A 21,883-nucleotide genomic window follows, 5' to 3' on the forward strand; every position below is an offset into this window, starting at 1 on the left:
CAATGACGCCGCTTCTGATCGCCGCGCTCGGCCTGCTGATGGTCGCGACCGCGTTCCTGTCGGGCCTGTTCGGCATGGCCGGCGGGATGATCCTGATCGGCGTGCTGCTGACCTTCATGCCGCTGCCGACGGCGATGGTGCTGCACGCCATCACGCAGATGGCGTCGAACGGCTGGCGCGCCTTCCTGTGGCGCGCGCATATCCGCTGGCGGCCGGTATCGGTCTATCTGATCGGCTGCGCGCTTGCGCTCGGCCTGTGGTCGATCACCCGCTACGTGCCGGACAAGCCGATCGCGTTGCTGCTGCTCGGCGCGACCCCGTTCATGGCGCGGATGATGCCGAAGGACATCAAGCCCAATCCGGACAGCATCTGGCAGGGCACCTTCTACGGCACAATCTGCATGGGGCTGATGCTGATGACCGGCGTCTCCGGTCCGCTGATGGATACGTTCTTTCTCGGCGGCAATTTCGGCCGCCGCGAGACGGTCGCCACCAAGGCGACCTGCCAAGTCGCCAGCCATTTCACCAAGCTGATCTACTTCGGCGGCATCATCGATCAGGCGGCCACGCTCGATCCGGTATTGGCAGGGGTTGCGATCGCGGCGTCGATGCTCGGCACCACGCTGGCGCGGCGGATTCTGGAGGCCATGAGCGATGCGCAGTTTCGCACCTGGGCCAACCGGCTGATCACGACCGTTGCCGGCTATTACATTCTTTATGGCGGCTGGTTGCTGTTGTCGCGCACCAGTGCCTTTGCTTTCTGATCTCGGCTCTTTGAGCGAGGAGAGTTCCGATGACCGATCCATCAGACCCGCTGGTGCTGGATCTCGTCGAGTGGGTCGCGCGCGAGCCGCGGCTCTATTCCGACGTGATCGAGACCTGGCGAACGTCCTGCCCGCGGCTGACGATCTGGGAGGACGCCATCGATCGCGGCTATGTCGCGCGCCGGCCGACCGTGGAAGGGCTGCGGGTCACCGTCACCGAGGGTGGCGCGAAGTATCTGCGCGAACACGGTCGCTCCGGCTGAGCGGGTTTTCGCGTGAAAACGCTATAGCCGCGGCCGGATGATCTCCACCATGCGGTCCGCGGACGTACCCGGCGGGAAGAAGCCGAGATAGTTTCCCTCGCGGTCCATCAGGTAGATGAAGGCGGTGTGGTCGACGGTGTAGTAGCCGCCGTCTTCCTTGACGCTTTCCTTGGGGGGATCGACCTTGGCGTAATAGACCTTGTAGGCGTCGGCGGCGTTGCGGATGGCCTCGGCGCTGCCGGTCAGTCCGATCAGGCGCGGATGGAACATCGGTACATATTCGGCGAGATGTTTTGTCGTGTCGCGCTCGGGATCGACGGTGATGAACAGCGGCTGCACGCTGTCGGCATCGGCGCCGAGTTTGTCGAGCGCGAGCCCGATCGCCTGCAGGTCGGCCGGGCAGATGTCGGGACAATAGGTGAAGCCGAAATAGACCAGCATCAATTTGCCGCGAAAGTCGCGCTCGGTGCGTACCTTGCCGGTGTGGTCGGTCAACTCAAAGGGACCGCCGACCGGCTCCCGATTCCACATCAGGATGTCCATGATCTCCGCCGGCGAGCGCGTCGGTGTTTCGCCGGCGAACGCGGGTGCCAGAATCAGCCACAGGACGATGGCGCGCAAGATCACATGCCCGACGACCAGATCCCGGCGAAAGCTCATATTCCAAAAGTGAGGCGGCTGCCGGTGGTAGTGACCAGCACCTTGTCGCCCATCTGCGCGGTGGCCTCCTGGACGAAATTGAGTCCGCTGCAATGCATCGGGATCAGCACATCCGGCTCGAGCGCCTTGATCTCGCCGACCACCTGCTTGAGGTAGTCCGCCGGCGCCGGCCCGAGATGAAAACCGCCGACGATGGCATGAATCTTCTGGATGCCGGAGACCTCCTGCGCCTGCTTGACCGAATTGACGATGCCGACATGGCCGCAGGAGGAGATCACCACGAGGCCCTGATCGCGGACATTGAAGCAGGTCGCGTGCTCGTGGATGTGCTCGTCGGGCACGATCTTGCCTTCCATCTCGGCCGGCAGGTAGTGACCGATGTTGCAGCCGAGGCCGTCCTTGATGCCGAATTCGACCCAGGTCTGCGGCAGCACGCGCTCCCCGCTGCGGCGGGTGATCTTGCCGGTCGTAAACGCGTGCCCGGCGATGACCGTCGGCGTTTCGCACAGCACGGTCGTGACCTTCTGCGAGGCGAGCTGGCGGCGGTCGAGCGCGCCGAAGTCGGTGAACTGACCCTTGGTGGGCGTGGCGTTGACGCGATGGCAGAAATTGTCCTCGCCGCCGGCGTAGAGTTTGACGTCGGCCGGAAGCTTGTCGCGGAACTTGTCGAGGAAGCCGAGCAGACCGCCGAAATGATCGTAATGCCCGTGGCTGACGATCAGCGCATCGATCTTGCCGGGATCGACGCCGACCAGTTCCATGTTGTTGATCAGAACCTCGGGCGTATAGCCGTAATCCAGCATCAGCGTGCGCTGGCTGCCCGCGGCCTGCGATTCCAGCCACAGCGACAGGCCCCATTCGCTGTGTACCGGCTTTCGGTAATCGGCGCTTCTTGGCAGCGGCGTGATCGAAACGCCGCTGGCCTGTTTGGGGCGGAAGAACGCATCGAAGCTGGAATCGACCAGCACCTTGATCGACAGCTTGTCCACCGTCGGCACCGCAATGGGTGCTGCGCTGGCGATCTCGACGCAGGAAAATGCGCCCGTGGCTGCGATGCCGGCGAAGGCGGCGGATGCTTTCAGAAAATCGCGGCGGGCAAGATCCGTGGTCATCGAAATACCTCCCCGATCATCTTGCGGTTAAATCCGCAAAACCTGCCGGCAAACTTAGGCGCAAACCTGCGCCGCCTCAATGGCGGGGCGCGCGCCTCTCATCACATTCGCGCGCGACCACGCCGGCGGCATTGACTTGGGAATGCGACCCGGCTCAAATCGATGCATCCGCATCCTTTTCGGGATGCGCTTCTATTTCAAGCAGGGACAGCAACGCCCATGATCGATCTCCATTACTGGACCACGCCGAACGGTCACAAGATAACGATGTTCCTCGAAGAGGCCGCCCTGGAGTACAAGATTTTCCCGGTCGTCATCGGCAAGGGCGATCAGTTCAAGCCGGAGTTTCTGAAGATCGCGCCGAACAACCGGATCCCGGCGATGGTCGATCACGCGCCGAAGGGCGGGGGCAAGCCGATCTCGATCTTCGAGTCCGGCGCGATGCTGCTCTATCTGGCGGAGAAGACCGGAAAGTTCCTGCCCGCCGACCTCTACGGCCGCTACGAAGCGATCCAGTGGACGTTCTGGCAGATGGGCGGGCTCGGGCCGATGGCTGGGCAGAACCACCACTTCCGCAACTATGCCGTGGAAAAGCTGCCTTACGCCATCGACCGCTATGTCAATGAGACCAACCGGCTCTATGGCGTGCTCAACAAGCGCCTCGCCGACCGTGAATTCATCGCCGGCGATTATTCGATCGCCGACATGGCAAGCTATCCCTGGATCGTGCCGTACAAGAACCAGGGCCAGAACATCGACGACTTCCCGCACCTCAAGCGCTGGCTGGAAACCATCGGCGCCCGCCCTGCCACCGAGCGCGCCTATGCCAAGGCGAAAGAGGTCAACCCGAACTTCGGCCAGCCCGCGATCCGCACCGAGGAAGAGCGCAAGCTGCTGTTCGGGCAAACGGCGGCGGTGGTGAAGTAGGGCGTCACGCGCTGCTTGTCATCATCCGCCACCGGGTCGCGCGAATGCGCGCCCGATGACAGGCTCCGGCGGATGATCCAGTAAAGTCGCCGGTCATCGTTGCTCCGACCGCCGCGGCGTACTGGATGCCCCTTCGCGAGGCATGACGAGTGTTGTGTGTTCGCAGCGGAATCGAAAAGTGCCGAACCCGGAAGTCGTCGCTTCATTCGATCACCTCGTCGGCGCGGGTCAGCACCGTGGAAGGGACGATGAGGTCGAGGGACTTGGCAATTCTCAGGTTCAAGGCGAATTCGAATACAGTCGGCCGCTCAATCGGAATTTGGCCGGACGCGATGCCGATGCTGAGCCGACTCCAAGCTCGGTGATCACTTCATCAACTCCTTCGCCACCGCGGCAAAGGCCGGAAGCGTGACAGGATCGTTGGCGGCATTGGCGGCGTATGGGTGCGAGGCGTAGCGCACGATCACCATCTCCGCCTTCGGATCGATGTAGATCGCCTGCCCGTAGATGCCGCGCGCCTCGAACGCGCCGTTCTCGTTGCGGGTTTGCCACCACATGTCGCGATAGGACCAGCCGGGCAGGGTCTTGTAGCCGGCCTTGGCAAATTTTTCCTTGTCGCCGCCCTTTACAATGTCGGCGACCGCTTCCGCCGGGATAATCTGCTGACCGTTGAAGCGACCCTCGTTGCGGATCATTTCACCGAAGCGGGCGAGATCGCGCAGCGTGGTGTTGAGCCCACCGCCTCCGCTCTCTGTGCCGATACTATCAACCATGAAATAAGCGTCGTTCTCGGCGCCGAGCTTTTGCCAGATCTGCTGCGACAAGAGATCTGCCATCGACTGGCTAGATGCACGCTTGATAATCCACGCCAGCACCTCGGCGTTCGATGTCTTGTAGGCGAAGGCGGCGTCGTGCTCGCCCTCCTTCTGCAAGGCCACGAGGAATTCGAAGAACGTCTTCGGCCCGGTGTAGCCCGGCGGCTGCGGCACCATGCCGCCCGCGCGCGCATAGTCGAACACTTCTGCCTTGGGGTCGGTGTAGTTCTCCGAATATTTGACGCCGATGGTCATGTCCATCACCTGCCGCACGGTGGCGTCGCCGTACGCGGAGTCCTTTAGCTCCGGCACGTATTTGACGACCCGCGCCTCAGGATCGAGCTTGCCTTGCGCTGCGAGTGTCGCCGCCAGCGTGCCGACGAACGACTTGGTGACCGAGAAGGCGATGTGCGGCCGATGCGCGTCGCCCGCGCCGAAATATTTCTCGTAGATGATCTTGCCCTTGTGCAGCACCAGGAGGCCGTCGGTGTAGGTCAGGGCCGGCATGTCGCCGAAGGCGATCTGCTTGCCGTCCATTGTCGTGACAGCAATTTTGTCGAGGTCGCGCTCGGCGCGCGGCAGTTGCGCAACCGGACCTTCGCCGCGCCACACATTCGCCGTGGGTACCAGTTCGCGAATGTGGCTGAACGCCCAGCGCGTGCCGGGGAATTTTCCGCTGGATCCGTCGGTGAAGCGCACGGTCTTGTCGGCCGGCGGCGGAAAGCCTTGCATCACGCGGTTGGCGACGGGATCAGTCTGCGCCGCGCCGGGCAGTGTCGGCGCATCCTCGGCGCGGACGTCATGGGCAAAGCCTGTGAGCGCGAACGCGAGCAGGCTGGCGCCAGCGAAATTGGACGCGCGGCGCGCGCTGAGATGGGTCATGGCGTTTCCTCGCATCGTTTTCGTGCCGTTGCCGCAATGGCGGTCCGGCAGGATTCCGTATACGCCGCGCAGCGTAGCGAAAGCCACGTGGGATAGGGAAGGTTCGATTGAACTACTTTCGAGGTATTTTCGGGTCTCGGATCGCACAGTTTTCAGTCGAAATTTGAGCGGATGCCGGCATCGCGTCAGCGGCCGGTGTAGCTCGGCGGCCGTCGCTCTCTCCACGCGGCGAGGCCCTCGGCGAGGTCGCTGGTCGGCACCATCGCGGCGAACTGCTCGCTTTCGACCTGCAGTCCTTCGCCGATGGTCATGTTCAATCCGCGGGTCACGGCGGTGATGATGCTGCCGACTGCAAGCGCCGAATGCCGCATGATGCGGCCGGCGAGTTCGCGCGCCGCCGGCAATAATTCCTGATGCGGCACGACCCTGTTGACGAGCCCGATCTGCAGCGCCCGCGCCGGCGGAAAGGGGTCGCCGGTCAGCAGCAGTTCCAGCGCACGCTTGCGCCCGGCGAGCCGCGGCAGCCGCTGGGTGCCGCCGAACGTCGGCGGCATGCCGAGATTGATTTCGGGCTTGGCAAAGGATGCGCGGTCGCTGGCGATGGCGAGATGGACGGCTTCGGTGATTTCGCAGCCGCCGCCGAACGCCAGACCGTTGACGGCGGCAATCACGGGCTTCCTGAACGCTTCCAGCCGTGCGGTCATGGCCTGGCCGCGCCGCACGAAGTCGCGCGCCGCGGTATTCGCACCGCGGCGAACGCTGCCGGAAAATTCGTGGATGTCGGCGCCGGCGGAAAACGCGCGTTCGCCGGCGCCCGTGAGCACCACGACGCGCGCGCTGGGATCGACCTCGACCTGATCGAGCACGGCCATCAGCCGGTCGATCAGCTCATAGTTGAGCGCGTTCAATTTATCGGGCCGGTTGAGCGTGATCAGTGCGATCCCGCCGTCGACGTCGAGCAGTATGGTGTCGGACATTCAGGTCGTCTCCGAGGGTGCAGGGTTGCGCGCAGCATAGGAGTCGGCCCGGATTGAGTATATTCACTGGGTAGTATACATGATGGCCATGGCACGATCCGCAATCCCGACCCGCGAACGCATCATCTCGGCGGCGAACGTGCTGTTCTACAATGACGGCATCCGGGGCGTCAGCGTCGACGCGGTGGCGGCGAAGGCCGGCGTCACCAAGCGCACGCTGTATTATCATTTCAGGAGCAAGGACGATCTGGTGGCGGCCTATCTCGCCGGCCGCGATCAGCCCAATCTCGCGCTGTTCAAGCAATGGTTCGCCGAGAGGACGACGGGTTGCCGGCCCAGGTCGAGCGCATCTTTCGCAACCTCGCCCGCGCCGCGCGACATCCGAAATGGAAAGGCTGCGGCTTCCTGCGCACCTCGGCCGAACTCGCCAACATGCCCGGTCATCCCGCGATCAGGATCGGCGCCGCGCACAAGAAGAAGTTCGAGGAGTGGCTGCGCGGGACGTTTTCGGCCGCCGGGATTGCCGAAGCGTCAAAACTGTCGCGGCAGATCCTGCTGCTGCTGGACGGCTCCTTTGCCGTCGTGCTGCTGCACCGCGATCCCAGCTACATGGAAACCGCCGGCGAGGCCGCGCGAGCGTTGATCGAGGCCGCTCTCGCGGCCCGTGCGAGGCAAGCTCGCGCCAGGCCGGCGTCGCGGCGGGCCAAAGGGTCGGCGGGTTGACTCGGTCGCAATCATGTAACATATGATGTTACATGAAACGAGATAGCAGATTATCCGGTGTGCTCCACGTCCTGCTGCACCTGGCAGAGCAGCGCGGGCCCGTGACTTCCGAAATGCTGGCGAAAGCGATGGACACCAATCCGGTGGTGGTCCGTCGGATCATGGCGGGCCTGCGGGAGCAGGGATATGTCCGGTCGGAAAAAGGGCATGGCGGCGGGTGGCGGCTCGCCTGCGACCTGTCGAAGGTGACCATGTGCGACATTTACGCGGCGCTTGGCAGCCCCGCGCTTCTCGCCATGAGCCACCGGGCGGATACGCCCGGCTGCCTGGTCGAACAGGCGGTCAATGCCGCTCTCAATCAGGCGTTTTGGGATGCCGAGGCGTTACTGCTCGCGCGTCTTGGGCAGGTGACGCTGGCCATGCTGAGCGCCGATCTTCACCAGCGCATCATCGCCCGTGGCGGATCTCATGATCTGGAGAATGTCCATGCGTCGTGACGCCATCATCACCGGCGGATGTAGGACAGCATGAGCGAGTGGATGGCCGCATTTTCCGATCCTCAGGCGGTGGCGCGCTACGCCGATGGGCCGCCGCGTTTCGTGCCTGGTTACACCGCCATGCAAACCATGACGACGCTGCTGCTGGCCGAGCGTGTCGCGGAAGATGCCCGCGTGCTGGTGCTTGGCGCCGGAGGCGGGCTGGAATTGAAGGCATTTGCGCAGGCCCGTTCGGGCTGGACCTTCGACGGCATCGATCCGTCCGCCGAAATGCTCAGGCTGGCCGAACAGACCCTTGGGCCACTCTCGTCGCGCGCGCGCCTGCACCAAGGCTATATCGATGGCGCGCCACAGGGGCCGTTCGATGCAGCCACCTGTCTGTTGACCCTGCACTTCATGACCGCCGAGGAGCGGCGACGTGCGGCTGTCGAAGTCCACCGCCGCCTCAAGCCCGGCTCGCCCTTCGTGATTGCCCATCTCAGCTTTCCGCAGGGTGACGGCGAGCGCGCGCTCTGGCTGTCGCGACACGCCGCCTTCCTGATCGCCTCCGGCCTCGATCCCGACAAGGCGGCGAATGCTCGCGTGGCGATTGACACGCAAACGAACATTCTCGCGCCGGAGCAGGACGAAGCGATTCTCCGCGAGGCCGGCTTCTCGAATGTCAGTCTGTTCTACGCCGCCTTCAGCTTCCGCGGCTGGGTGGCCTACGCCTGATGCGAGCCGTCATCGTCAAGGCCGGCGGGCAGAACCGGCAGGGGGTTCGCAGCACGTCGCGCACTGCGCCGAGGTCGGCACTGCGGCGCAGTTCGCGCGCGGTCACCTGAACAGTCCGCCCACCACGCCGCCAATCAGCCCACCTGGACCACCACCGCCGCGGTGGCGCCGACGGGCCGGACGGTCGCCATCGGATTTGTCGCTGCTAACGAAGCCGGCGTTCGCCACCGCGACGGACTCGGTCAGTAGCGCCTGATGCTGCAGCGTGTTGAGGAAGCCGGTCTTGGGATAGCCTCGTGCCGCCTGCCAGCGCGCGATCACCGCACGGGTCGGATCGTCGAACCGTCCGTTGATCTTGGTGTCGAAGCCGAGGCGGGTCATTCGGCGTTGCACGTCGCGACGCCTTGCCTTGTCGAGGCCGATCTGATCTTCGGTTTCCTGAGTTGCTTCGTCAGCAAAGATCGCGGGATCGACGGATGCCTGCAGGTCTCGGTCGGTCGTACTCGGACCGGCTTTGGCAACATTTGCGCTGACGAGAATTCCCAGGACGAAAAGTGCGAGGATCGAGACACGCATGGGCGTCCTTCCCTGATCTTGAAGTCTCAATGATTTCGCATTGAAAGTCTGCGTCGATTCAAACGCGCCGCCGCCAAACGCGAACGTCCGGCGAGCGGCGTCCAATCAAAGGCCAACTTCAGCTTCCTCGCTGGTCAACTGTTGTGCAGATCACTTGTTCCGTATCGCGCGTCGATTGTTGCGCTGCGTTGCACATCCAGAGCGCCCGTCCCAGCTAACGCCGCTCGAACCGGCACTTTGTTCGCAACGTCTCAAGCACCGCGCCGAGGTCGGGCACGATCGCCGCGCAGTTCGCGCGCGACGCTTCCGTCGGCGGCACCATGTCGGGGACCATGATCGTGATCGCGCCGGCGGCAAGCGCCGCCGCGACGCCGTGATTGGAATCCTCGACCGCCACGCAGGATTCCGGTTTGACGCCGAACCTTGATGCCGCCAGCAGATAGAGTTCGGGGCTCGGCTTGCCGCGGACGACGTCGTCGCGGGTCAGGATGGTTTCGAACCGATCCCGGATGCCGGCAAGCGCCAGATGCGCATCGGCCGTGCGCCGCGACGAAGAGGTGACGATCGCCATCGGGTATCCGGCCGCCTGCAGCGCGTCGAGCAGTTCGACCGCGCCGCGTTTCACGGGCAGCCCCGCCGCCAGAATTGCATCGCGCTTGACGATGAAAGCCTTGCTGATTTCGGCCAGCGGAAAGCTGTCGCCGTAACGCGCCCGCAGCATCGCCTCGCATTCCGGTCCCGGAAGGCCGACCATTGCGCGGCAGAGCGGAACGACATCGTCGGTATAGCCATGCCCATGCAGTGCCGCGACCAGGCTGTCGAGATAGACCTGCTCGGTGTCGAGCAGCGTGCCGTCCATGTCGAGCAGGACGGCGCTGACGTTCCATGTGCCGGTCACGTTGACATCGCATCTGCGGCGCGCGCGGCCGCCTCGCGCAGGCAATCCGGGCAGAGACAATCGCCGCGGTCCGACGGCAGCGGCAGGCGATAGGCTTCGTCCTTGCACCAGCACGGCCCGGACAGGTTGCAGCCGAATTCGGCGCCACAGGCGGCGCAAGCGAGGCGGCGTGCGGGCTGGTTTTCCGACCGATTTGTCATGAATTGGGGCCGCATTCCTACGCGGAATTAATCTCGGGTTCATCTCGAACGGCAGTATAGTCCGGGGCAATATACGCCCGGGAACGCTTAAGGGAAATCGAATGGCCCGCGATTCGCAAGCAGCCCTGGTTGCGCTCAATCGCTTCGGCTTCGGCGCGCGCGGCGGGGCATCCGGCGATTTCGTCAACGCCGCCTCCGATCCGCGCGGATTTGTGAAGGCCGAGCTTCTTCGCCCTAACGGCGTGCTGCTCGAAGTTCCCGGATTGCAGTCGACGGCGGCGCTCGGCAAGGCGGTGTTCGACTATCAGTTCGAGATCCAGCAGGCCCGCGACGCCGCCGCCAAGGCAGCACCCGCCACTGGCACCGAAGCGCCCGCCCAGCCGGCGCCGCCGGATGCGAAAGCGCAACGGCGAAACCTGTCGCTCAGCAGCATCGCCATGGACATCACGGCGAAGGAACCGCAGGCAAAGGAATCGCAGGCGAAGTCGGGCGACGGCGCCAATGCGACGATGGCCGATCCTTCAGCTAAGTCTGCCGAGACCATGCAGCCCAATGCGCCGAAGCCGCCGCCACAACAGCTCAACATCATCCAGAAAACCTTCCGCGCCGAGGCGCTGGCGCGGCTGCAGCGCGCCACCATTGCCGATTGCGGTTTCGTCGAGCGGCTGGTGGTGTTCTGGTCCAATCACTTCTGCATCTCGGCCGGCAAGGGTGGACTGGCGCGGATGTGGGCGGGCTCGTTCGAACGCGAGGCGATCCGGCCGCATGTGCTCGGCCGCTTCGCCGATATGCTGAAGGCGGTCGAACAGCATCCGGCGATGCTGTTTTTTCTCGACAACCAGCAGTCGCTCGGCCCGGACTCCCGCGCCGGCCAGAACCGCAACCGCGGCCTGAACGAAAATCTCGCGCGCGAGATCATGGAACTGCATACGCTCGGCGTCGGCGGCGGCTATTCGCAGGACGACGTCACCTCGCTGGCGCGCATCATCACCGGCTGGACCTATGCCGGACGCCAGGGCCAGCTCGGTACGCCCGGCACCTTCGTGTTCAACGCCAATGCGCATCAGCCGGGCGCCCAGCGCGTGATGGGCAAGATCTATGAAGCCAACGGCGTGGCGCAGGGCGAGGCGGTGCTGTCCGATATCGCGCGGCATCCGTCGACCGCGAAATTCATCGCCACCAAACTGGCGCGGCACTTCGTGGCTGATGATCCGCCGCCGGCGCTGGTGGCGCGGTTGAGCGATGTCTTCGTCAAGACCGACGGCGATCTGAGGGCGCTGGCGACGGCGCTATTGAATTCCGACGAAGCCTGGCAGGCGCCGCTGACCAAGATGCGCTCGCCTTACGAATTCCTGGTCGCGAGCGGGAGATTGCTCGCGCAAATTCCCGGCGATCCCGCCCGCTATCTCGGTGCCCTCAATGTGCTGGGGCAGCCGCTATGGGCGCCCGCCGGGCCGAACGGCTTTCCCGACAGCAACGCGGCATGGGCTGCACCGGAGGGCATGAAGCTGCGGCTCGATATCTCCGCGCAGATCGCTTCGCGGCTCGGTGACGGCATCGATCCCCGCGCTTTGCTCGAACTCGCCGCCGCGGACGCGGCCTCCGAGGAGACGCGCAAAACCGTCGAGCGCGCCGAATCGCGGCAGCAGGCGCTGGCGCTGTTGTTGATGTCGCCGGAATTCCAGAGGAGATGACACCCATGGAAACGACAACGACGCAAACCACCATGGATTGCTGCGAAGGCCTACGGGCTTCGGTAACGTCGCGGCGCGCGCTGTTGCTGGGCGGCGCGTCGTTTGCGGCCTGGGCCTACTTGCCGAAATTCGCGCGGGCCGCCGACGGGCGCGATCCGCGGCTGGTGGTCATCATCCTGCGCGGCGCGCTCGACGGGCTTGCCACCGTCGCGCCGATCGGCGACCCCGACTATGCCGGCCTGCATGGCGCGATCGCGCTAACGTCATCAGGTCCGAACGCGGCGCTGCCGCTGGATTCGTTCTTCGCGCTGCATCCGTCGATGCCGGAATTCGCGCGGATGTATCGCGACAAGAAGGCGGCGGTGGTTCACGCGGTGGCGACGTCCTATCGCGACCGCTCGCATTTCGACGGACAGGACGTGCTCGAAAGCGGCTTTGCCGGTCCCGGCCGGGTGCAATCCGGCTGGCTCAACCGCGCGCTGGAATCGCTGCCAAGAGGAGATCGCGTGACGAGCGCGCTCGCGGTCGGTCCGACCACGCCGCTGGTGTTGCGCGGCGCAGCACCAACGGTCGGCTGGGCGCCGGTCGCGTTGCCGCAGGTCGCCGACGATACCGCGACGCGGCTTGCCGAACTTTACAGCCACCGCGATCCGGCGCTGGCGATGGCGCTGACCCAGGGGCTCGCGCTCGACAAGGCGGCGCAGGGCGACGACATGAAGCCGAAGCCCGGCACCAATGGTGTCGGCGCGATGCGGCTGGTAGCGCGGGGGGCTGCGAAACTGATGATGGCCGACGACGGTCCGCGGATCGCCGCACTCGCCTTCGACGGCTGGGACACCCACGCCAATGAGGGCGGCCCGGTCGGCCGGCTGGCGCAACTGCTTGGTGGCCTCGATGGCGCGCTGGCGGAATTCGAAAGCGGGCTCGGCGCGCGCTGGCGCGACACCGTCGTCGTGGTCGCCACCGAATTCGGCCGCACCGCGCGCATCAACGGCACGCAAGGCACCGATCACGGCACCGGCACCGTCGCACTGCTCGCCGGCGGCGCGGTGAAGGGCGGCCGGGTGATCTCGGACTGGCCGGGCTTGAAGTTCGCCAATCTCTACCAGGGCCGCGACCTCGCCCCGACCACCGACCTGCGCGCCGTCATGAAAGGCGTGCTGCACGATCAGTTCGGTTTAGGGGAGCGGGTGCTGGCCGAAACCGTGTTCCCCGACAGCGCGCCGGTGAAGCCGATGCAGGGATTGGTGGGGTAATGTGGTTGGTCATTCCGGGGCGCGCAACGCGCGAACCCGGAATCTCGAACTTCCGGGTCCGGTCCTTCGGACCGTCCCGGAATGACGAACCTACTTCGTAATCCCGTCGATCTCCGCCATTTCTTCCGCGCTCAGCGTCCAGCCGATCGCCTTGACGTTCTGCTCGACCTGTTCGACACGGGTGGCGCCGGCGATGACGCTGGAGACTTGCGGGCGCGCCGCGAGCCAGGAGAAGGCGAGTTCGAGCATGGTATGGTCGCGCGCTTTCGCGAATGTCTCGAGCTTCTCGACGATGTCTTCGTTGCGCGGCGTGACGTAGCGGTCCTTCAGGGCGGGCGCCTTGGCGAAGCGCGTGTCGGCGGGAGCCGCCGCGCCGCGCTGGTACTTGCCGGTCAACAGGCCGCTCGCCAGCGGGAAGAACGGCAACAATCCCAGTTTGTATTGCTGCGCCGCCGGCAGCAGGTCCTTTTCGATGCCGCGCACCACCAGGCTGTATTCGTCCTGGCACGAGACGAAGCGGTTGACGTTCATCTGCCGCGCGACCAGTTCGGCGTCCGCGATGCGCCAGGCCGGAAAATTCGAATTGCCGATGTAGCGCACCTTGCCCTGGCGAACGAGATCGTCGAGCGCGCGCAGGGTTTCCTCGATCGGCGTCAGGGGATCGTAATCGTGCTGCTGGTAGAGGTCGATGTAGTCGGTCTTCAGCCGGGTCAGGCTGGCTTCGACGGCGGACATGATGTAGCGGCGCGACGCGCCCTGCTTGGTGCCGTCGTTGCTCATCGGCTTGGCATATTTGGTCGCCAGCACGATGTCCTTGCGGCGATCGCCGAGCACCTGGCCGAGCACGGTTTCGGAGCCGCCCATGCCGGCATAGATGTCGGCGGTATCGAACAGCGTGATACCGAGGTCGATCGCCTTGTGGATCACCTTGCGCGAAGTCTCCAGGTCGGTGCGCTGGCCGAAATTGTTGCAGCCGAGGCCGACGGCGGAGACGCGCAGGCCGGAGCCGCCGAGATTGCGAATTTGCATGGATCGATCCTGTGGGGGTGGCACGAAAAGGGCCGGCACTCTGGCCCGCCTGACCTCTGCCCGCAAGGTGCGGTGTTACCGCGATCGGCGGGGGGCAGGAATGCAGGAATAAAGCAAAAAAGATGCGGCCCCGGTCAGACGCGGCGACTGACCGGGAACCGCTTGGGGCGCGTGATCTGAGACGGGGGGCCTGATCAGACGCAGGCACAACCTAGCCGGGCTATGTTACGCGCCGGTGACACCGCGACTTATCCACAGGGACGCCAAGAGGGTCGCAAAGCTAGGTCAGAATATCTTGCGGTAGACCACGAAGCCCGACTTGTCCGCGACCTTGTCGTAGAGCAGCATCGCGGTGTGGTTGGTCTCGTGCGTCTGCCAATAGACGCGCGACGAACCGGCGAGTTGCGCCTGGGCGTAGACGCCCTTGATCAGCGCCCGCCCGACGCCCTTGCCGCGTGCGGCGGCGCCGGTGAACAGGTCCTGCAGATAGCAGGTCGGTTCGATGGCGGTGGTCGAACGGTGAAACAGATAGTGCGTCAGCCCGAGCAGTTCGCCGCCACTGTCGGCGACCAGCGCGTGCACCGGTTCATAGCCGTCGAAGAAACGCTGCCACGTCATCGCGGTGATCTCAGGCGCCAGCGCGGTCGGCCCCGACCGGCCGTAGAACGCGTTGTAACCGTCCCACAGCGGAAGCCACTGCGCGTAGTCCTGGCGGGTGACGAAGCGGATGGTGACATCGCCGGGCATGCGTGTTTCCGTTCTGGAGGAAGTCGCGCGGAAAAGTAATGACGGCGCGCGAGGGCGCACCATTCCTATCGTCGCAATGCTGTGGGATCAATCGCCTGGCGACCGGGCGCGGCGCCGGGGCGACCGGGCCGGGCCGGGTTTACTCCGCCGCGCGCAACCGCCGGGCGAGGTAGCGGTCGCTGCCGCCGCCGCGTAGCGAGCGGTAGTAGTCGGCATTCGCGGGATCGTCGCTGTGACGGACGAGGTCGGTGACGGGCGTGTAGCTCAGCATGCGTCCGCCGTCCGGCAGCGCCGTGCAGCTGAAGCGCAGCACCTCGCCGCTGGTGAGATTGATGTTGATCGGCGTGGAATCGCCGGCGCGCATCGCCTCGGTGCGCCTGGCGATGAAGGCGCCCAATTCGTCCTCCGGCAGCTCCCAGGCGCCGGTGTCGCGGCCGTGATACATCAGCGCGATAAAGGGCGGCTTGCTGTCGGCCTGCTGGTCGGAGAGCTGGAAATAGTCGCGGAAGGCGCGGTTGATGAATTCCGCGCGGGTGTCCGGACCGAGCAGTACGATGCCGATGTCGACCTGATCGAGCGCCGCCGACAGCCGCGCGGAGGTGGCATGGTGCTTCTGCTCCCAGGCGAAGGCGTCGATCCATTTCTGCCGCAACACCCCGGTGATGACGGCGGTGCCGGCCGCGGTCGCCGCCAATAGTCCCATGCGCGCCAGATCCGACATGTCGTAGCCAGGCATCGCGCGGTGCCCGAGAAAGAACACCGCCGATGACGCCACCGCGATCGCAGCGCTGATCAGGCCCCAGACAATGCCGCTGATCGAAGCGGCAAGTGCGACAATGCAGACGAACAGCGGAGCCGGATTGGGGACGGCAACGAAGTGGCGGTCGACAACGAAGGCGATCGCCGCCGTTGCTGCCGTCAAAGCGGGACCCGAGATTGCGCGCCAGTCGATCCGCATGCTCTTATCCGTCGTCCGCCGACTAACAATAAGGCTCCCAGTCTGCCCGATAGTTGCCACAGTGGCGGGCTTTCGCTTGGTAGCCTTAAGAAGGCGTTGCGCGGATGTGTCCGGCTTTTGTGGTTTTGAAATCAAATGATATTCGAAATCGGCTGGAACCGGGTTCCGCGCCCGCTTGTTAGCGCGGGTAAATTTCAAGAGGACGTAATGCCGACGATCTCCCCCTCGATCCTGCCCATCCTGATGCTGTTTGCCTCCAATGTGTTCATGACCTTCGCCTGGTATGGCCATCTGAAATTCAAGGAAAGCTCGCTGCCGCTGGTGATCATGGTGAGCTGGGGCATCGCGTTCTTCGAATACTGGCTGGCGGTGCCGGCCAACCGATGGGGCAGCGCGGTCTATTCGGCGGCGCAGCTCAAGACCATGCAGGAAGTGATCACGCTGGTGGTGTTCGCCGGATTTTCGGTGCTGTATCTGAAGGAGCCGCTGGGGTGGAATCACGCGCTCGGATTTGGCTTCATCGCCGCCGGCGCGTTCTTTATTTTCCACAAATGGTCGTAGGGCACACCTTCGCGGCGGGCGACCGCATCCGCACCGCTCCGTCGTGGTCTTCGCCGCGCGTACCGGTGGCGATCAGGAGCGCGACCGCAAGCAGGGTCGCTACCGCCAGCGCGACGGTCACCAGTCCAACAGGTGTTTTCATCATAGTCCGGTCGCGATCGAGATCGTCGCGTGCTGCTCTTTTGTTTGACGCGTTTTCCTGACGCGAACCGGCGTCCACCCCCGGATCAAGTCCGAGGGCATGCTTCGCTCGAAAACGCGGCTAATAATGATGCAAACGGAAAAGCCGTGATTACGCTGGCACCGGCATCGCCATCGAGACCTTGATCGACAACACGGTCAGCGTGACGGCGAGGCACAGCGAGAGCGCGCCGATCGCTAGCGTGGCGGCGATGGCGTTGGTCAATCGGGAAGAAGCAACAGGTGCATGGCGGCTCACAAAGCCCGCCGTGCCGGGCGACCGTATCATGGTCCAAATCCTTCAAGGCGCGGGCGAATCACCCGCGACGCCGGAGAATCTCGCAGGGTCCGCCGGCAACATTGCGGCGATTCCCGCGCCGAAAATGGCGAAATCGCCGCAGGCGTTAACGCTCACCCCCCGGTTGTTAACCTTTGGGCGCGTTCTCGCGCGAATGTGAAGGGTGCGACGCCAGTAACCGGGGCGGTCAGGCTCCGGCGGCGATGCGGGCGGGGTCGTCGACCTCGGCGCCGGGCTGCCAGTCCATGGCGACGAAACCCGGGGTCTGCTCGACCCGGCGCAGCCAGCTGCGGATCGCAGGGAAGGTTGCGAGATCATAATCGCAGCGGTCGGCGACGTGGGTGTAGCCGTACACCGCGATGTCGGCGACCGTCAGCTGTCCGGCGGCGAAATAGGCGTGGTTCCTGAGATGATTTTCCATCACCTGCAGCGCCGCGTAGCCGCGCTCCATCCAGTCTTCCAGCGCGTGGGTCTGCAGGTCGCGGCCGCCCTTGACCAGCGACAGCCAGAAATAGGCGGCGCCGATATTGGGCTCCAGCGCATGCTGTTCGAAGAACATCCATTGCAGCGCCTCGGCGCGCTCGATGCGCGATTCCGGCGCCAGCGAGGTGCCGCCGCAGACATACCAGAGGATGGCGTTGGACTCCGCGAGGTAACGTCCTTCGCCGACTTCCAATAGCGGCACCTGTCCGCTCGGGTTCTTCGCCAGAAAGTCCGGCGTGCGGCTTTCGCCGCGCAAAATGTCGACTTCGATCGCGTGATACGGCGCATTGAGCAGCGCCAGCGCAAGGCGGACCTTGTAGCTGTTGCCGGAGCGCTGCATCGAATAGAGCTTGTACATCGTGTTCAGGGTTTCGTCCGGTCGAGAGGATGTGCACGCATGGCGAGCTTGTCGCGACGCGCCTAAACAATGATGCCGTTACCGATGGCTCGCAAGACCTGCCGGATGGAAAAAGTCGAAAACCTCTACCGCACTGCACGCGTGCAGAATGATTCCATCAATATGGCACGCAACACGTGCAAACAATTCAGATCACGCTTGCGCGATTCGGCGCGCGCCGACCGCAATGTCGGCGCGATCCAGCGCCGCGCGCCGCAGGACGAACGCATAAAAGGCAAGCATCACCATCAGCCCAAGGGGAATGGTGGTCACGCCGGCGATGCTGCGCGACAGCAGCGGCACGATCCAGGCCGCTGCCAGCAGGCTGATCTCGAAATCGCGGAAACCCCGATCGAGGCCGTATCGCGCGAAGAAGGCGATCGCGACCGCCAGCACCACGAGGTCATAGTCGAGCACGTAGGGCGTCGCCAGCAGGCTGCCTACCGCCAATGCGGCAGCCTTGAGTTCGAACGCGGCATCGCTGTGCCAGAGCCAGGCCAGGCTGGCGGCAAGCGAGACCAGCAGCGAAGCCTGCACCGCATAGGCGATCGGTACGCCGACGCCCCAGGCCCGTACCGCCGAGAAGATCGACTGAATCTTTTGCCAGCCGGTGCCACCCTGTTCGAGCACGATGGTCTGCGTGAAATTCATCGAGTCGGTGAAGGCATGCCAGATGCTGCCGCCCAGCGTCAGGAAGCTGACGGCGACCAGCACGGCAACGGTGATGGCCGCCGCGCCGATCGTGCGCCAGCGTCCGCCTGCAACGAGGGCGATCGGGATCAGCACGCCGAACTGCGGCTTGTAGGCCAGTAGCCCGATCAGCACGCCGGCAAGCGTCGGCCTTCGATCGAGCCAGTGCAGGGCGCCGCCGAGCAGCGCTGCGGTGAGGAATCCGTTCTGGCCATGACCGACATTGACGAACACCGCGGGAAAAGCTGTGGCCGCAAGCAACGTTTCGGGACGCGGCAGGATGGCGCGGATCGCGGCGAGGTAGGCGGCAAAGCTTGCGATCAGCCAGATCGCCAGGCCCCACGCATAGGGGACGGCGGCGACGAGCACGGCGATCGCAAGGAAGAACGGCGGATAGTGCCAGCCGTAGAACGGCACCTCGCGGCCGTCGAACACCGCCTTCTCGGCGGCATGCTGCAGCGGAGGCGCATAGGCTTCCGCCGAGCGGCCCTGCCAGGTCAATGCACCCGCGGCGTAGACATTGGAGAAATCGGTGCCGATCGGCTGGCCGTTGCGGTCGATCAGGCCGTCGGCGACCGCGATCCATCCGGCGAATACCAGGACGGAGAGGCCGAACAGGATCAGGCTGTAGCCGCGCATCCGCGCCGCCGTCAGCCAATCGCCCGATCGCAGCCCTTGCCGGATATTTGTCATTTCGCCGCGGAATTTGCCGAATATTGCGCTGATATTGCTCCGACCGTACCGAGCCCACTTTAACGTTCTCTAAAGTTTGGGCCTCACCGGCCAAGCTTCTTGCGATGCAGCGCGCAGCGCCTTAGGGTGCAGCGATCCCATCAGAAAGAGTCGTGGAATCCTTGCGAGTTCACGACGTTTGCCCAGAGATAATCAGGAGATAATGATGACCTTCCTGTCTGCTGCGCTCGACCGTGTAAAGCCGTCCGCGACCATCGCGGTCACGGATAAAGCACGCGCGCTGAAAGCGGCGGGCCGCAACGTCATCGGCCTTGGCGCGGGCGAGCCGGATTTCGACACGCCCGCCAACATCAAGCTGGCGGCGATCCACGCCATCGAGGCCGGCAAGACCAAGTACACCGACGTCGGCGGCATTCCCGAGCTGAAGGAAGCCATCATCGCCAAGTTCCAGCGCGAGAACGGCCTGACCTACAAGCCGAACCAGGTCATCGTCGGCACCGGCGGCAAGCAGGTGCTCTACAATGCGCTGATGGCGACCATCAATCCCGGCGACGAGGTGATCATCCCGGCGCCGTACTGGGTGAGCTATCCGGAAATGGTGGCGCTGGCCGGCGGCGAATCCGTTCCGGTGGTGTGCCCGGCTTCGAGCGGCTTCAAGCTGCGGCCCGAGGATCTGGAAAAGGCGATCACGCCGAAGACCAAGTGGATCATCCTGTGCTCGCCGTCGAACCCGACCGGCGCCGCCTATACGCGCAGCGAGCTGAAGGCGATCACCGACGTGCTGGTGAAGCATCCGAACATCTGGGTGATGACCGACGACATGTACGAGCACCTGGTCTATGACGACTTCGTGTTCTCGACGCCGGCGCAGGTCGAACCGAAACTCTACGACCGCACGCTGACCGTGAACGGCGTCTCCAAGGCCTATTGCATGACCGGCTGGCGCATCGGCTATGCCGGTGGTCCCGCCGAACTGATCAAGGCGATGCAGACGATCCAGTCGCAGTCGACCTCGAACCCGTCGTCGATCTCGCAGTGGGCGTCGGTCGAGGCGCTCAACGGTCCGCAGGATTTCATCCCCGTGCACAACAAGGTGTTCAAGGAACGCCGCGACCTCGTGGTGTCCATGCTCAACCAGGCCAAGGGCATCGAATGCCCGCGGCCCGAAGGCGCGTTCTACGTCTATCCGTCCTGCGGCGGCACCATCGGCAAGACCTCGCCGTCCGGCAAGGTGATTGCGAACGACGAGGACTTCGTCACCGAATTGCTGGAAACCGAAGGCGTCGCCGTCGTGCAGGGTTCGGCGTTCGGGCTTGGACCGGCATTCCGGATTTCCTACGCGACGAAAACCTCCGATCTCGAAGACGCCTGCAAACGTATCCAGCGCTTTTGCGGCAACCTGCGGTAGCGCGTTTCGCGTCGACGGAACTGTCGTTCGGCTCGCGTTGGCAAACGCGTCAAAATAATGACGTGTCAAATCACATCACACGTCGCACGTTTGATGTTTTGACGTCTTCTTTGGGAAGCGCCTTGTTTTGAACACGGCGCTTCCTTCCTGTCCGCTCCGCAAATCAAGTTCCTCTTGCGGAGATTCAGAGACATGAGATTCCTGACACTGACCCTTGCCACGGCTGCGCTGATCGCGCCGCTTGCCAGCGCCAACGCGCTGCCGCCAGTTCGCGCCGGCATCCTGCAATGCCAGGGCGGCCAGAACGTCGGCTTCGTGGTCGGCTCGGTGACCAGCCTCGAATGCGTGTTCCAGAGCGAGGGGCGGCGTCCCGAACCCTACATCGCGACCGTGCGCCGCTATGGCCTCGACCTCGGTATCACCGCGCAGACGCAACTGGCCTGGGCGGTGAACGCGCCGAACAGCCGGATCAGCCGCGGCGATCTCGCCGGCAATTATGGTGGCGTCGGCGCCAACGCGTCGGTCGGTATCGGCGGCGGCGGCAATTTCCTGGTCGGAGGCCCCGCGAACTCTTACGCGCTGCAGCCGATCAGCTTGCAGGGCCAGACCGGGCTGAACGTCGCCGCCGGGATCGCCGATATCGAGCTGCAGCCGTTCCGCGGCCACGCGCCGCGCCGGCATTATCACCGCCATCGGCGCGGCTGAGATTGGTTACGGTTGAAGGAAAGGCCCGCGCAAGCGGGCCTTTTTTTGTGTAGCTCGCCATTCCTTCAGTGGCTGTCATTCCGGGGCGATGCGTAGCATCGAACCCGGAATCTCGAGATTCCGGGTTCGCTTCGCGCCCCGGAATGACGCCCAAAATCTGGCAGCGCCCTTAATGTTATGGCATAGAACTCTCAGCGCCGCGGGCACGGCGCGTTGTCCTGTTCTCTGCTCGCATCACCATTTTTCAGCCGGAGACGTCTTCATGCATCGCTTCCTCATTCTTGCCGGTGCGGCACTTGCCATGCTGACCGCATCCATCGCCTGCGCCAACGCGCAAGCTCCGGGACGCGTGCAGGTCGGCGTTCTGGAGTGCCGCGGCGCTGCCAGCATTGGTTTTGTCGTCGGTTCCGTGACCAATCTCGGTTGCGTGCTGCGCGCCGAAGGCCTGCCGGAAGATCGCTACATCGCCACCATTCGCAAGCTCGGTCTCGATCTCGGCATCACCCAGGAATCGGCGCTGGCCTGGGGCGTGTTCGCACCGGTGGCGCGGCTCGGGCCGGGCGATCTCTCCGGCACCTATGCCGGGGCACAGGGCAGTGCGACGCTCGGCGTCGGTGTCGGCGGCAATGTGCTGATCGGCGGATCCAACAATTCGATCGCGCTGCAGCCGTTGAGCGTGCAGGGCCAGGTCGGGGTCAGCGTTGCCGCCGGACTCGAAAGCCTGGAACTGCGACCGGGACGTTAACTGCTCATCTGCTGCCTCGCCCCCGCACTTG

The 21,883-nt window shown here is 64.4% G+C and carries 24 protein-coding genes and 1 pseudogene; 12 read left to right on the forward strand and 13 right to left on the reverse strand.

The window, feature by feature from the left end; all coding sequences use genetic code 11:
* Positions 1-2: 2 nt before the first annotated feature.
* Positions 3-764: a sulfite exporter TauE/SafE family protein gene (locus FFI89_RS06300; RefSeq protein ID WP_138833904.1), complete on the forward strand. Its 762-nt coding sequence runs from the start codon at positions 3-5 to the stop codon at positions 762-764.
* Between the two features lie 29 nt (positions 765-793).
* A complete protein-coding gene (locus tag FFI89_RS06305; RefSeq protein ID WP_138833906.1) occupies positions 794-1,027 on the forward strand; it encodes a hypothetical protein in 234 nt (77 codons plus the stop codon).
* 21 nt (positions 1,028-1,048) lie between these two features.
* On the opposite strand, the gene FFI89_RS06310 is transcribed toward FFI89_RS06305, so the two are convergent.
* Positions 1,049-1,687, reverse strand: a complete 639-nt coding sequence (locus FFI89_RS06310; RefSeq protein WP_246669375.1) for an SCO family protein — start codon at positions 1,685-1,687, stop codon at positions 1,049-1,051.
* Positions 1,684-2,799: an MBL fold metallo-hydrolase gene (locus tag FFI89_RS06315; protein WP_138833908.1), complete on the reverse strand. Its 1,116-nt coding sequence runs from the start codon at positions 2,797-2,799 to the stop codon at positions 1,684-1,686. The genes FFI89_RS06310 and FFI89_RS06315 overlap by 4 nt, the downstream gene beginning before the upstream one ends.
* 219 nt (positions 2,800-3,018) lie before the next feature.
* Between FFI89_RS06315 and FFI89_RS06320 the strand changes: the two genes are divergently transcribed.
* The gene (locus FFI89_RS06320) at positions 3,019-3,726 is read left to right on the forward strand and encodes a glutathione binding-like protein (protein ID WP_138833910.1); all 708 of its coding nucleotides are present in this window, start codon (positions 3,019-3,021) and stop codon (positions 3,724-3,726) included.
* Positions 3,727-4,091: 365 nt separating this feature from the next.
* Here FFI89_RS06320 and FFI89_RS06325 read toward each other — a convergent pair whose 3' ends face one another.
* Both FFI89_RS06325 and FFI89_RS06330 read right to left on the reverse strand, forming a co-directional pair.
* The gene (locus tag FFI89_RS06325) at positions 4,092-5,423 is read right to left on the reverse strand and encodes a serine hydrolase (RefSeq protein ID WP_138833911.1); all 1,332 of its coding nucleotides are present in this window, start codon (positions 5,421-5,423) and stop codon (positions 4,092-4,094) included.
* Between the two features lie 185 nt (positions 5,424-5,608).
* Positions 5,609-6,400: a crotonase/enoyl-CoA hydratase family protein gene (locus FFI89_RS06330; protein WP_138833913.1), complete on the reverse strand. Its 792-nt coding sequence runs from the start codon at positions 6,398-6,400 to the stop codon at positions 5,609-5,611.
* 88 nt (positions 6,401-6,488) lie between these two features.
* On the opposite strand from FFI89_RS06330, the pseudogene FFI89_RS06335 reads away from it, so the two are divergent.
* From FFI89_RS06335 to FFI89_RS06345, 3 genes and pseudogenes are all read left to right on the forward strand, one after another.
* A pseudogene (locus tag FFI89_RS06335) lies at positions 6,489-7,123 on the forward strand (TetR/AcrR family transcriptional regulator).
* Positions 7,124-7,155: 32 nt separating this feature from the next.
* The gene (locus tag FFI89_RS06340) at positions 7,156-7,620 is read left to right on the forward strand and encodes an Rrf2 family transcriptional regulator (RefSeq protein ID WP_138833915.1); all 465 of its coding nucleotides are present in this window, start codon (positions 7,156-7,158) and stop codon (positions 7,618-7,620) included.
* Between the two features lie 42 nt (positions 7,621-7,662).
* Entirely contained in the window at positions 7,663-8,334 is a 672-nt protein-coding gene (locus FFI89_RS06345; protein ID WP_138833917.1) for a class I SAM-dependent methyltransferase, read from the forward strand.
* Between the two features lie 102 nt (positions 8,335-8,436).
* Here FFI89_RS06345 and FFI89_RS06350 read toward each other — a convergent pair whose 3' ends face one another.
* The 3 genes from FFI89_RS06350 to FFI89_RS34795 all read right to left on the reverse strand — a co-directional run bounded on the left by FFI89_RS06350 (position 8,437) and on the right by FFI89_RS34795 (position 10,008).
* The gene (locus FFI89_RS06350; protein WP_138833919.1) at positions 8,437-8,910 is read right to left on the reverse strand and encodes a peptidoglycan-binding domain-containing protein; all 474 of its coding nucleotides are present in this window, start codon (positions 8,908-8,910) and stop codon (positions 8,437-8,439) included.
* Positions 8,911-9,124: 214 nt separating this feature from the next.
* Positions 9,125-9,808, reverse strand: a complete 684-nt coding sequence (locus FFI89_RS06355; RefSeq protein ID WP_138833921.1) for an HAD family phosphatase — start codon at positions 9,806-9,808, stop codon at positions 9,125-9,127.
* Positions 9,805-10,008, reverse strand: coding sequence for a hypothetical protein (locus FFI89_RS34795; protein WP_138833923.1), 204 nt, complete (start codon positions 10,006-10,008; stop codon positions 9,805-9,807). Before FFI89_RS34795 ends, FFI89_RS06355 begins: the two co-directional genes overlap by 4 nt.
* Positions 10,009-10,109: 101 nt before the next feature.
* Between FFI89_RS34795 and FFI89_RS06365 the strand changes: the two genes are divergently transcribed.
* Positions 10,110-11,702 carry a DUF1800 domain-containing protein gene (locus FFI89_RS06365; RefSeq protein ID WP_138833925.1) on the forward strand — a complete coding sequence of 531 codons (1,593 nt, stop codon included), beginning with the start codon at positions 10,110-10,112 and terminating at the stop codon, positions 11,700-11,702.
* A gap of 5 nt (positions 11,703-11,707) precedes the next feature.
* A complete protein-coding gene (locus FFI89_RS06370) occupies positions 11,708-12,958 on the forward strand; it encodes a DUF1501 domain-containing protein (RefSeq protein ID WP_371722471.1) in 1,251 nt (416 codons plus the stop codon).
* Between the two features lie 90 nt (positions 12,959-13,048).
* Here FFI89_RS06370 and FFI89_RS06375 read toward each other — a convergent pair whose 3' ends face one another.
* The 3 genes from FFI89_RS06375 to FFI89_RS06385 form a co-directional block, all read right to left on the reverse strand.
* Complete coding sequence (locus FFI89_RS06375) at positions 13,049-13,987, reverse strand: aldo/keto reductase (RefSeq protein ID WP_138833927.1); 939 nt, start codon at positions 13,985-13,987, stop codon at positions 13,049-13,051.
* 285 nt (positions 13,988-14,272) lie between these two features.
* Positions 14,273-14,734 (reverse strand): GNAT family N-acetyltransferase, encoded by a 462-nt coding sequence (locus FFI89_RS06380; RefSeq protein ID WP_138833929.1) that lies wholly within the window; start codon positions 14,732-14,734, stop codon positions 14,273-14,275.
* Between the two features lie 139 nt (positions 14,735-14,873).
* A complete protein-coding gene (locus tag FFI89_RS06385; RefSeq protein ID WP_138833931.1) occupies positions 14,874-15,692 on the reverse strand; it encodes a PAS-domain containing protein in 819 nt (272 codons plus the stop codon).
* 207 nt (positions 15,693-15,899) lie between these two features.
* On the opposite strand from FFI89_RS06385, the gene FFI89_RS06390 reads away from it, so the two are divergent.
* On the forward strand, positions 15,900-16,253 hold the full coding sequence (locus FFI89_RS06390; protein ID WP_138833932.1) for a DMT family protein: 354 nt from the start codon (positions 15,900-15,902) through the stop codon (positions 16,251-16,253).
* A 292-nt stretch (positions 16,254-16,545) separates the two neighbouring features.
* Here FFI89_RS06390 and FFI89_RS34245 read toward each other — a convergent pair whose 3' ends face one another.
* From FFI89_RS34245 to FFI89_RS06405, 3 genes are all read right to left on the reverse strand, one after another.
* A complete protein-coding gene (locus FFI89_RS34245; protein ID WP_168212803.1) occupies positions 16,546-16,722 on the reverse strand; it encodes a hypothetical protein in 177 nt (58 codons plus the stop codon).
* A 196-nt stretch (positions 16,723-16,918) separates the two neighbouring features.
* A complete protein-coding gene (locus FFI89_RS06400; protein WP_138833936.1) occupies positions 16,919-17,572 on the reverse strand; it encodes a glutathione S-transferase family protein in 654 nt (217 codons plus the stop codon).
* Between the two features lie 192 nt (positions 17,573-17,764).
* Positions 17,765-18,994 (reverse strand): glycosyltransferase family 87 protein, encoded by a 1,230-nt coding sequence (locus FFI89_RS06405; RefSeq protein ID WP_138833938.1) that lies wholly within the window; start codon positions 18,992-18,994, stop codon positions 17,765-17,767.
* Between the two features lie 205 nt (positions 18,995-19,199).
* Here FFI89_RS06405 and FFI89_RS06410 point away from each other — a divergent pair, with 205 nt between their 5' ends.
* The 3 genes from FFI89_RS06410 (at position 19,200) to FFI89_RS06420 (ending at position 21,852) form a co-directional block, all read left to right on the forward strand.
* On the forward strand, positions 19,200-20,402 hold the full coding sequence (locus tag FFI89_RS06410; RefSeq protein WP_138833940.1) for a pyridoxal phosphate-dependent aminotransferase: 1,203 nt from the start codon (positions 19,200-19,202) through the stop codon (positions 20,400-20,402).
* 192 nt (positions 20,403-20,594) lie between these two features.
* Positions 20,595-21,107, forward strand: coding sequence for a DUF992 domain-containing protein (locus FFI89_RS06415; RefSeq protein ID WP_138833943.1), 513 nt, complete (start codon positions 20,595-20,597; stop codon positions 21,105-21,107).
* 262 nt (positions 21,108-21,369) lie between these two features.
* The gene (locus FFI89_RS06420; protein ID WP_138833945.1) at positions 21,370-21,852 is read left to right on the forward strand and encodes a DUF992 domain-containing protein; all 483 of its coding nucleotides are present in this window, start codon (positions 21,370-21,372) and stop codon (positions 21,850-21,852) included.
* Positions 21,853-21,883: the final 31 nt, after the last annotated feature.

The sequence above is a fragment of the Bradyrhizobium sp. KBS0727 genome (genome assembly GCF_005937885.2).
Classification (GTDB): Bacteria; Pseudomonadota; Alphaproteobacteria; order Rhizobiales; family Xanthobacteraceae; genus Bradyrhizobium.

Excerpts from the sequence above, each read along its gene's own strand:
- FFI89_RS06340 (WP_138833915.1), top strand. The coding sequence starts at position 7,156 with ATGAAACGAGATAGCAGATTATCCGGTGTGCTCCACGTCCTGCTGCAC.
- FFI89_RS06370 (WP_371722471.1), top strand. The coding sequence starts at position 11,708 with ATGGAAACGACAACGACGCAAACCACCATGGATTGCTGCGAAGGCCTA.
- FFI89_RS06345 (WP_138833917.1), top strand. The coding sequence starts at position 7,663 with ATGGCCGCATTTTCCGATCCTCAGGCGGTGGCGCGCTACGCCGATGGG.
- FFI89_RS06330 (WP_138833913.1), bottom strand. The coding sequence starts at position 6,400 with ATGTCCGACACCATACTGCTCGACGTCGACGGCGGGATCGCACTGATC.
- FFI89_RS06410 (WP_138833940.1), top strand. The coding sequence starts at position 19,200 with ATGACCTTCCTGTCTGCTGCGCTCGACCGTGTAAAGCCGTCCGCGACC.
- FFI89_RS06365 (WP_138833925.1), top strand. The coding sequence starts at position 10,110 with ATGGCCCGCGATTCGCAAGCAGCCCTGGTTGCGCTCAATCGCTTCGGC.
- FFI89_RS34795 (WP_138833923.1), bottom strand. The coding sequence starts at position 10,008 with ATGACAAATCGGTCGGAAAACCAGCCCGCACGCCGCCTCGCTTGCGCC.
- FFI89_RS06310 (WP_246669375.1), bottom strand. The coding sequence starts at position 1,687 with ATGAGCTTTCGCCGGGATCTGGTCGTCGGGCATGTGATCTTGCGCGCC.
- FFI89_RS06300 (WP_138833904.1), top strand. The coding sequence starts at position 3 with ATGACGCCGCTTCTGATCGCCGCGCTCGGCCTGCTGATGGTCGCGACC.
- FFI89_RS06320 (WP_138833910.1), top strand. The coding sequence starts at position 3,019 with ATGATCGATCTCCATTACTGGACCACGCCGAACGGTCACAAGATAACG.
- FFI89_RS06420 (WP_138833945.1), top strand. The coding sequence starts at position 21,370 with ATGCATCGCTTCCTCATTCTTGCCGGTGCGGCACTTGCCATGCTGACC.
- FFI89_RS06305 (WP_138833906.1), top strand. The coding sequence starts at position 794 with ATGACCGATCCATCAGACCCGCTGGTGCTGGATCTCGTCGAGTGGGTC.
- FFI89_RS06380 (WP_138833929.1), bottom strand. The coding sequence starts at position 14,734 with ATGCCCGGCGATGTCACCATCCGCTTCGTCACCCGCCAGGACTACGCG.
- FFI89_RS06375 (WP_138833927.1), bottom strand. The coding sequence starts at position 13,987 with ATGCAAATTCGCAATCTCGGCGGCTCCGGCCTGCGCGTCTCCGCCGTC.
- FFI89_RS34245 (WP_168212803.1), bottom strand. The coding sequence starts at position 16,722 with ATGATACGGTCGCCCGGCACGGCGGGCTTTGTGAGCCGCCATGCACCT.
- FFI89_RS06415 (WP_138833943.1), top strand. The coding sequence starts at position 20,595 with ATGAGATTCCTGACACTGACCCTTGCCACGGCTGCGCTGATCGCGCCG.
- FFI89_RS06400 (WP_138833936.1), bottom strand. The coding sequence starts at position 17,572 with ATGTACAAGCTCTATTCGATGCAGCGCTCCGGCAACAGCTACAAGGTC.
- FFI89_RS06385 (WP_138833931.1), bottom strand. The coding sequence starts at position 15,692 with ATGCGGATCGACTGGCGCGCAATCTCGGGTCCCGCTTTGACGGCAGCA.
- FFI89_RS06405 (WP_138833938.1), bottom strand. The coding sequence starts at position 18,994 with ATGACAAATATCCGGCAAGGGCTGCGATCGGGCGATTGGCTGACGGCG.
- FFI89_RS06315 (WP_138833908.1), bottom strand. The coding sequence starts at position 2,799 with ATGACCACGGATCTTGCCCGCCGCGATTTTCTGAAAGCATCCGCCGCC.
- FFI89_RS06325 (WP_138833911.1), bottom strand. The coding sequence starts at position 5,423 with ATGACCCATCTCAGCGCGCGCCGCGCGTCCAATTTCGCTGGCGCCAGC.
- FFI89_RS06350 (WP_138833919.1), bottom strand. The coding sequence starts at position 8,910 with ATGCGTGTCTCGATCCTCGCACTTTTCGTCCTGGGAATTCTCGTCAGC.
- FFI89_RS06390 (WP_138833932.1), top strand. The coding sequence starts at position 15,900 with ATGCCGACGATCTCCCCCTCGATCCTGCCCATCCTGATGCTGTTTGCC.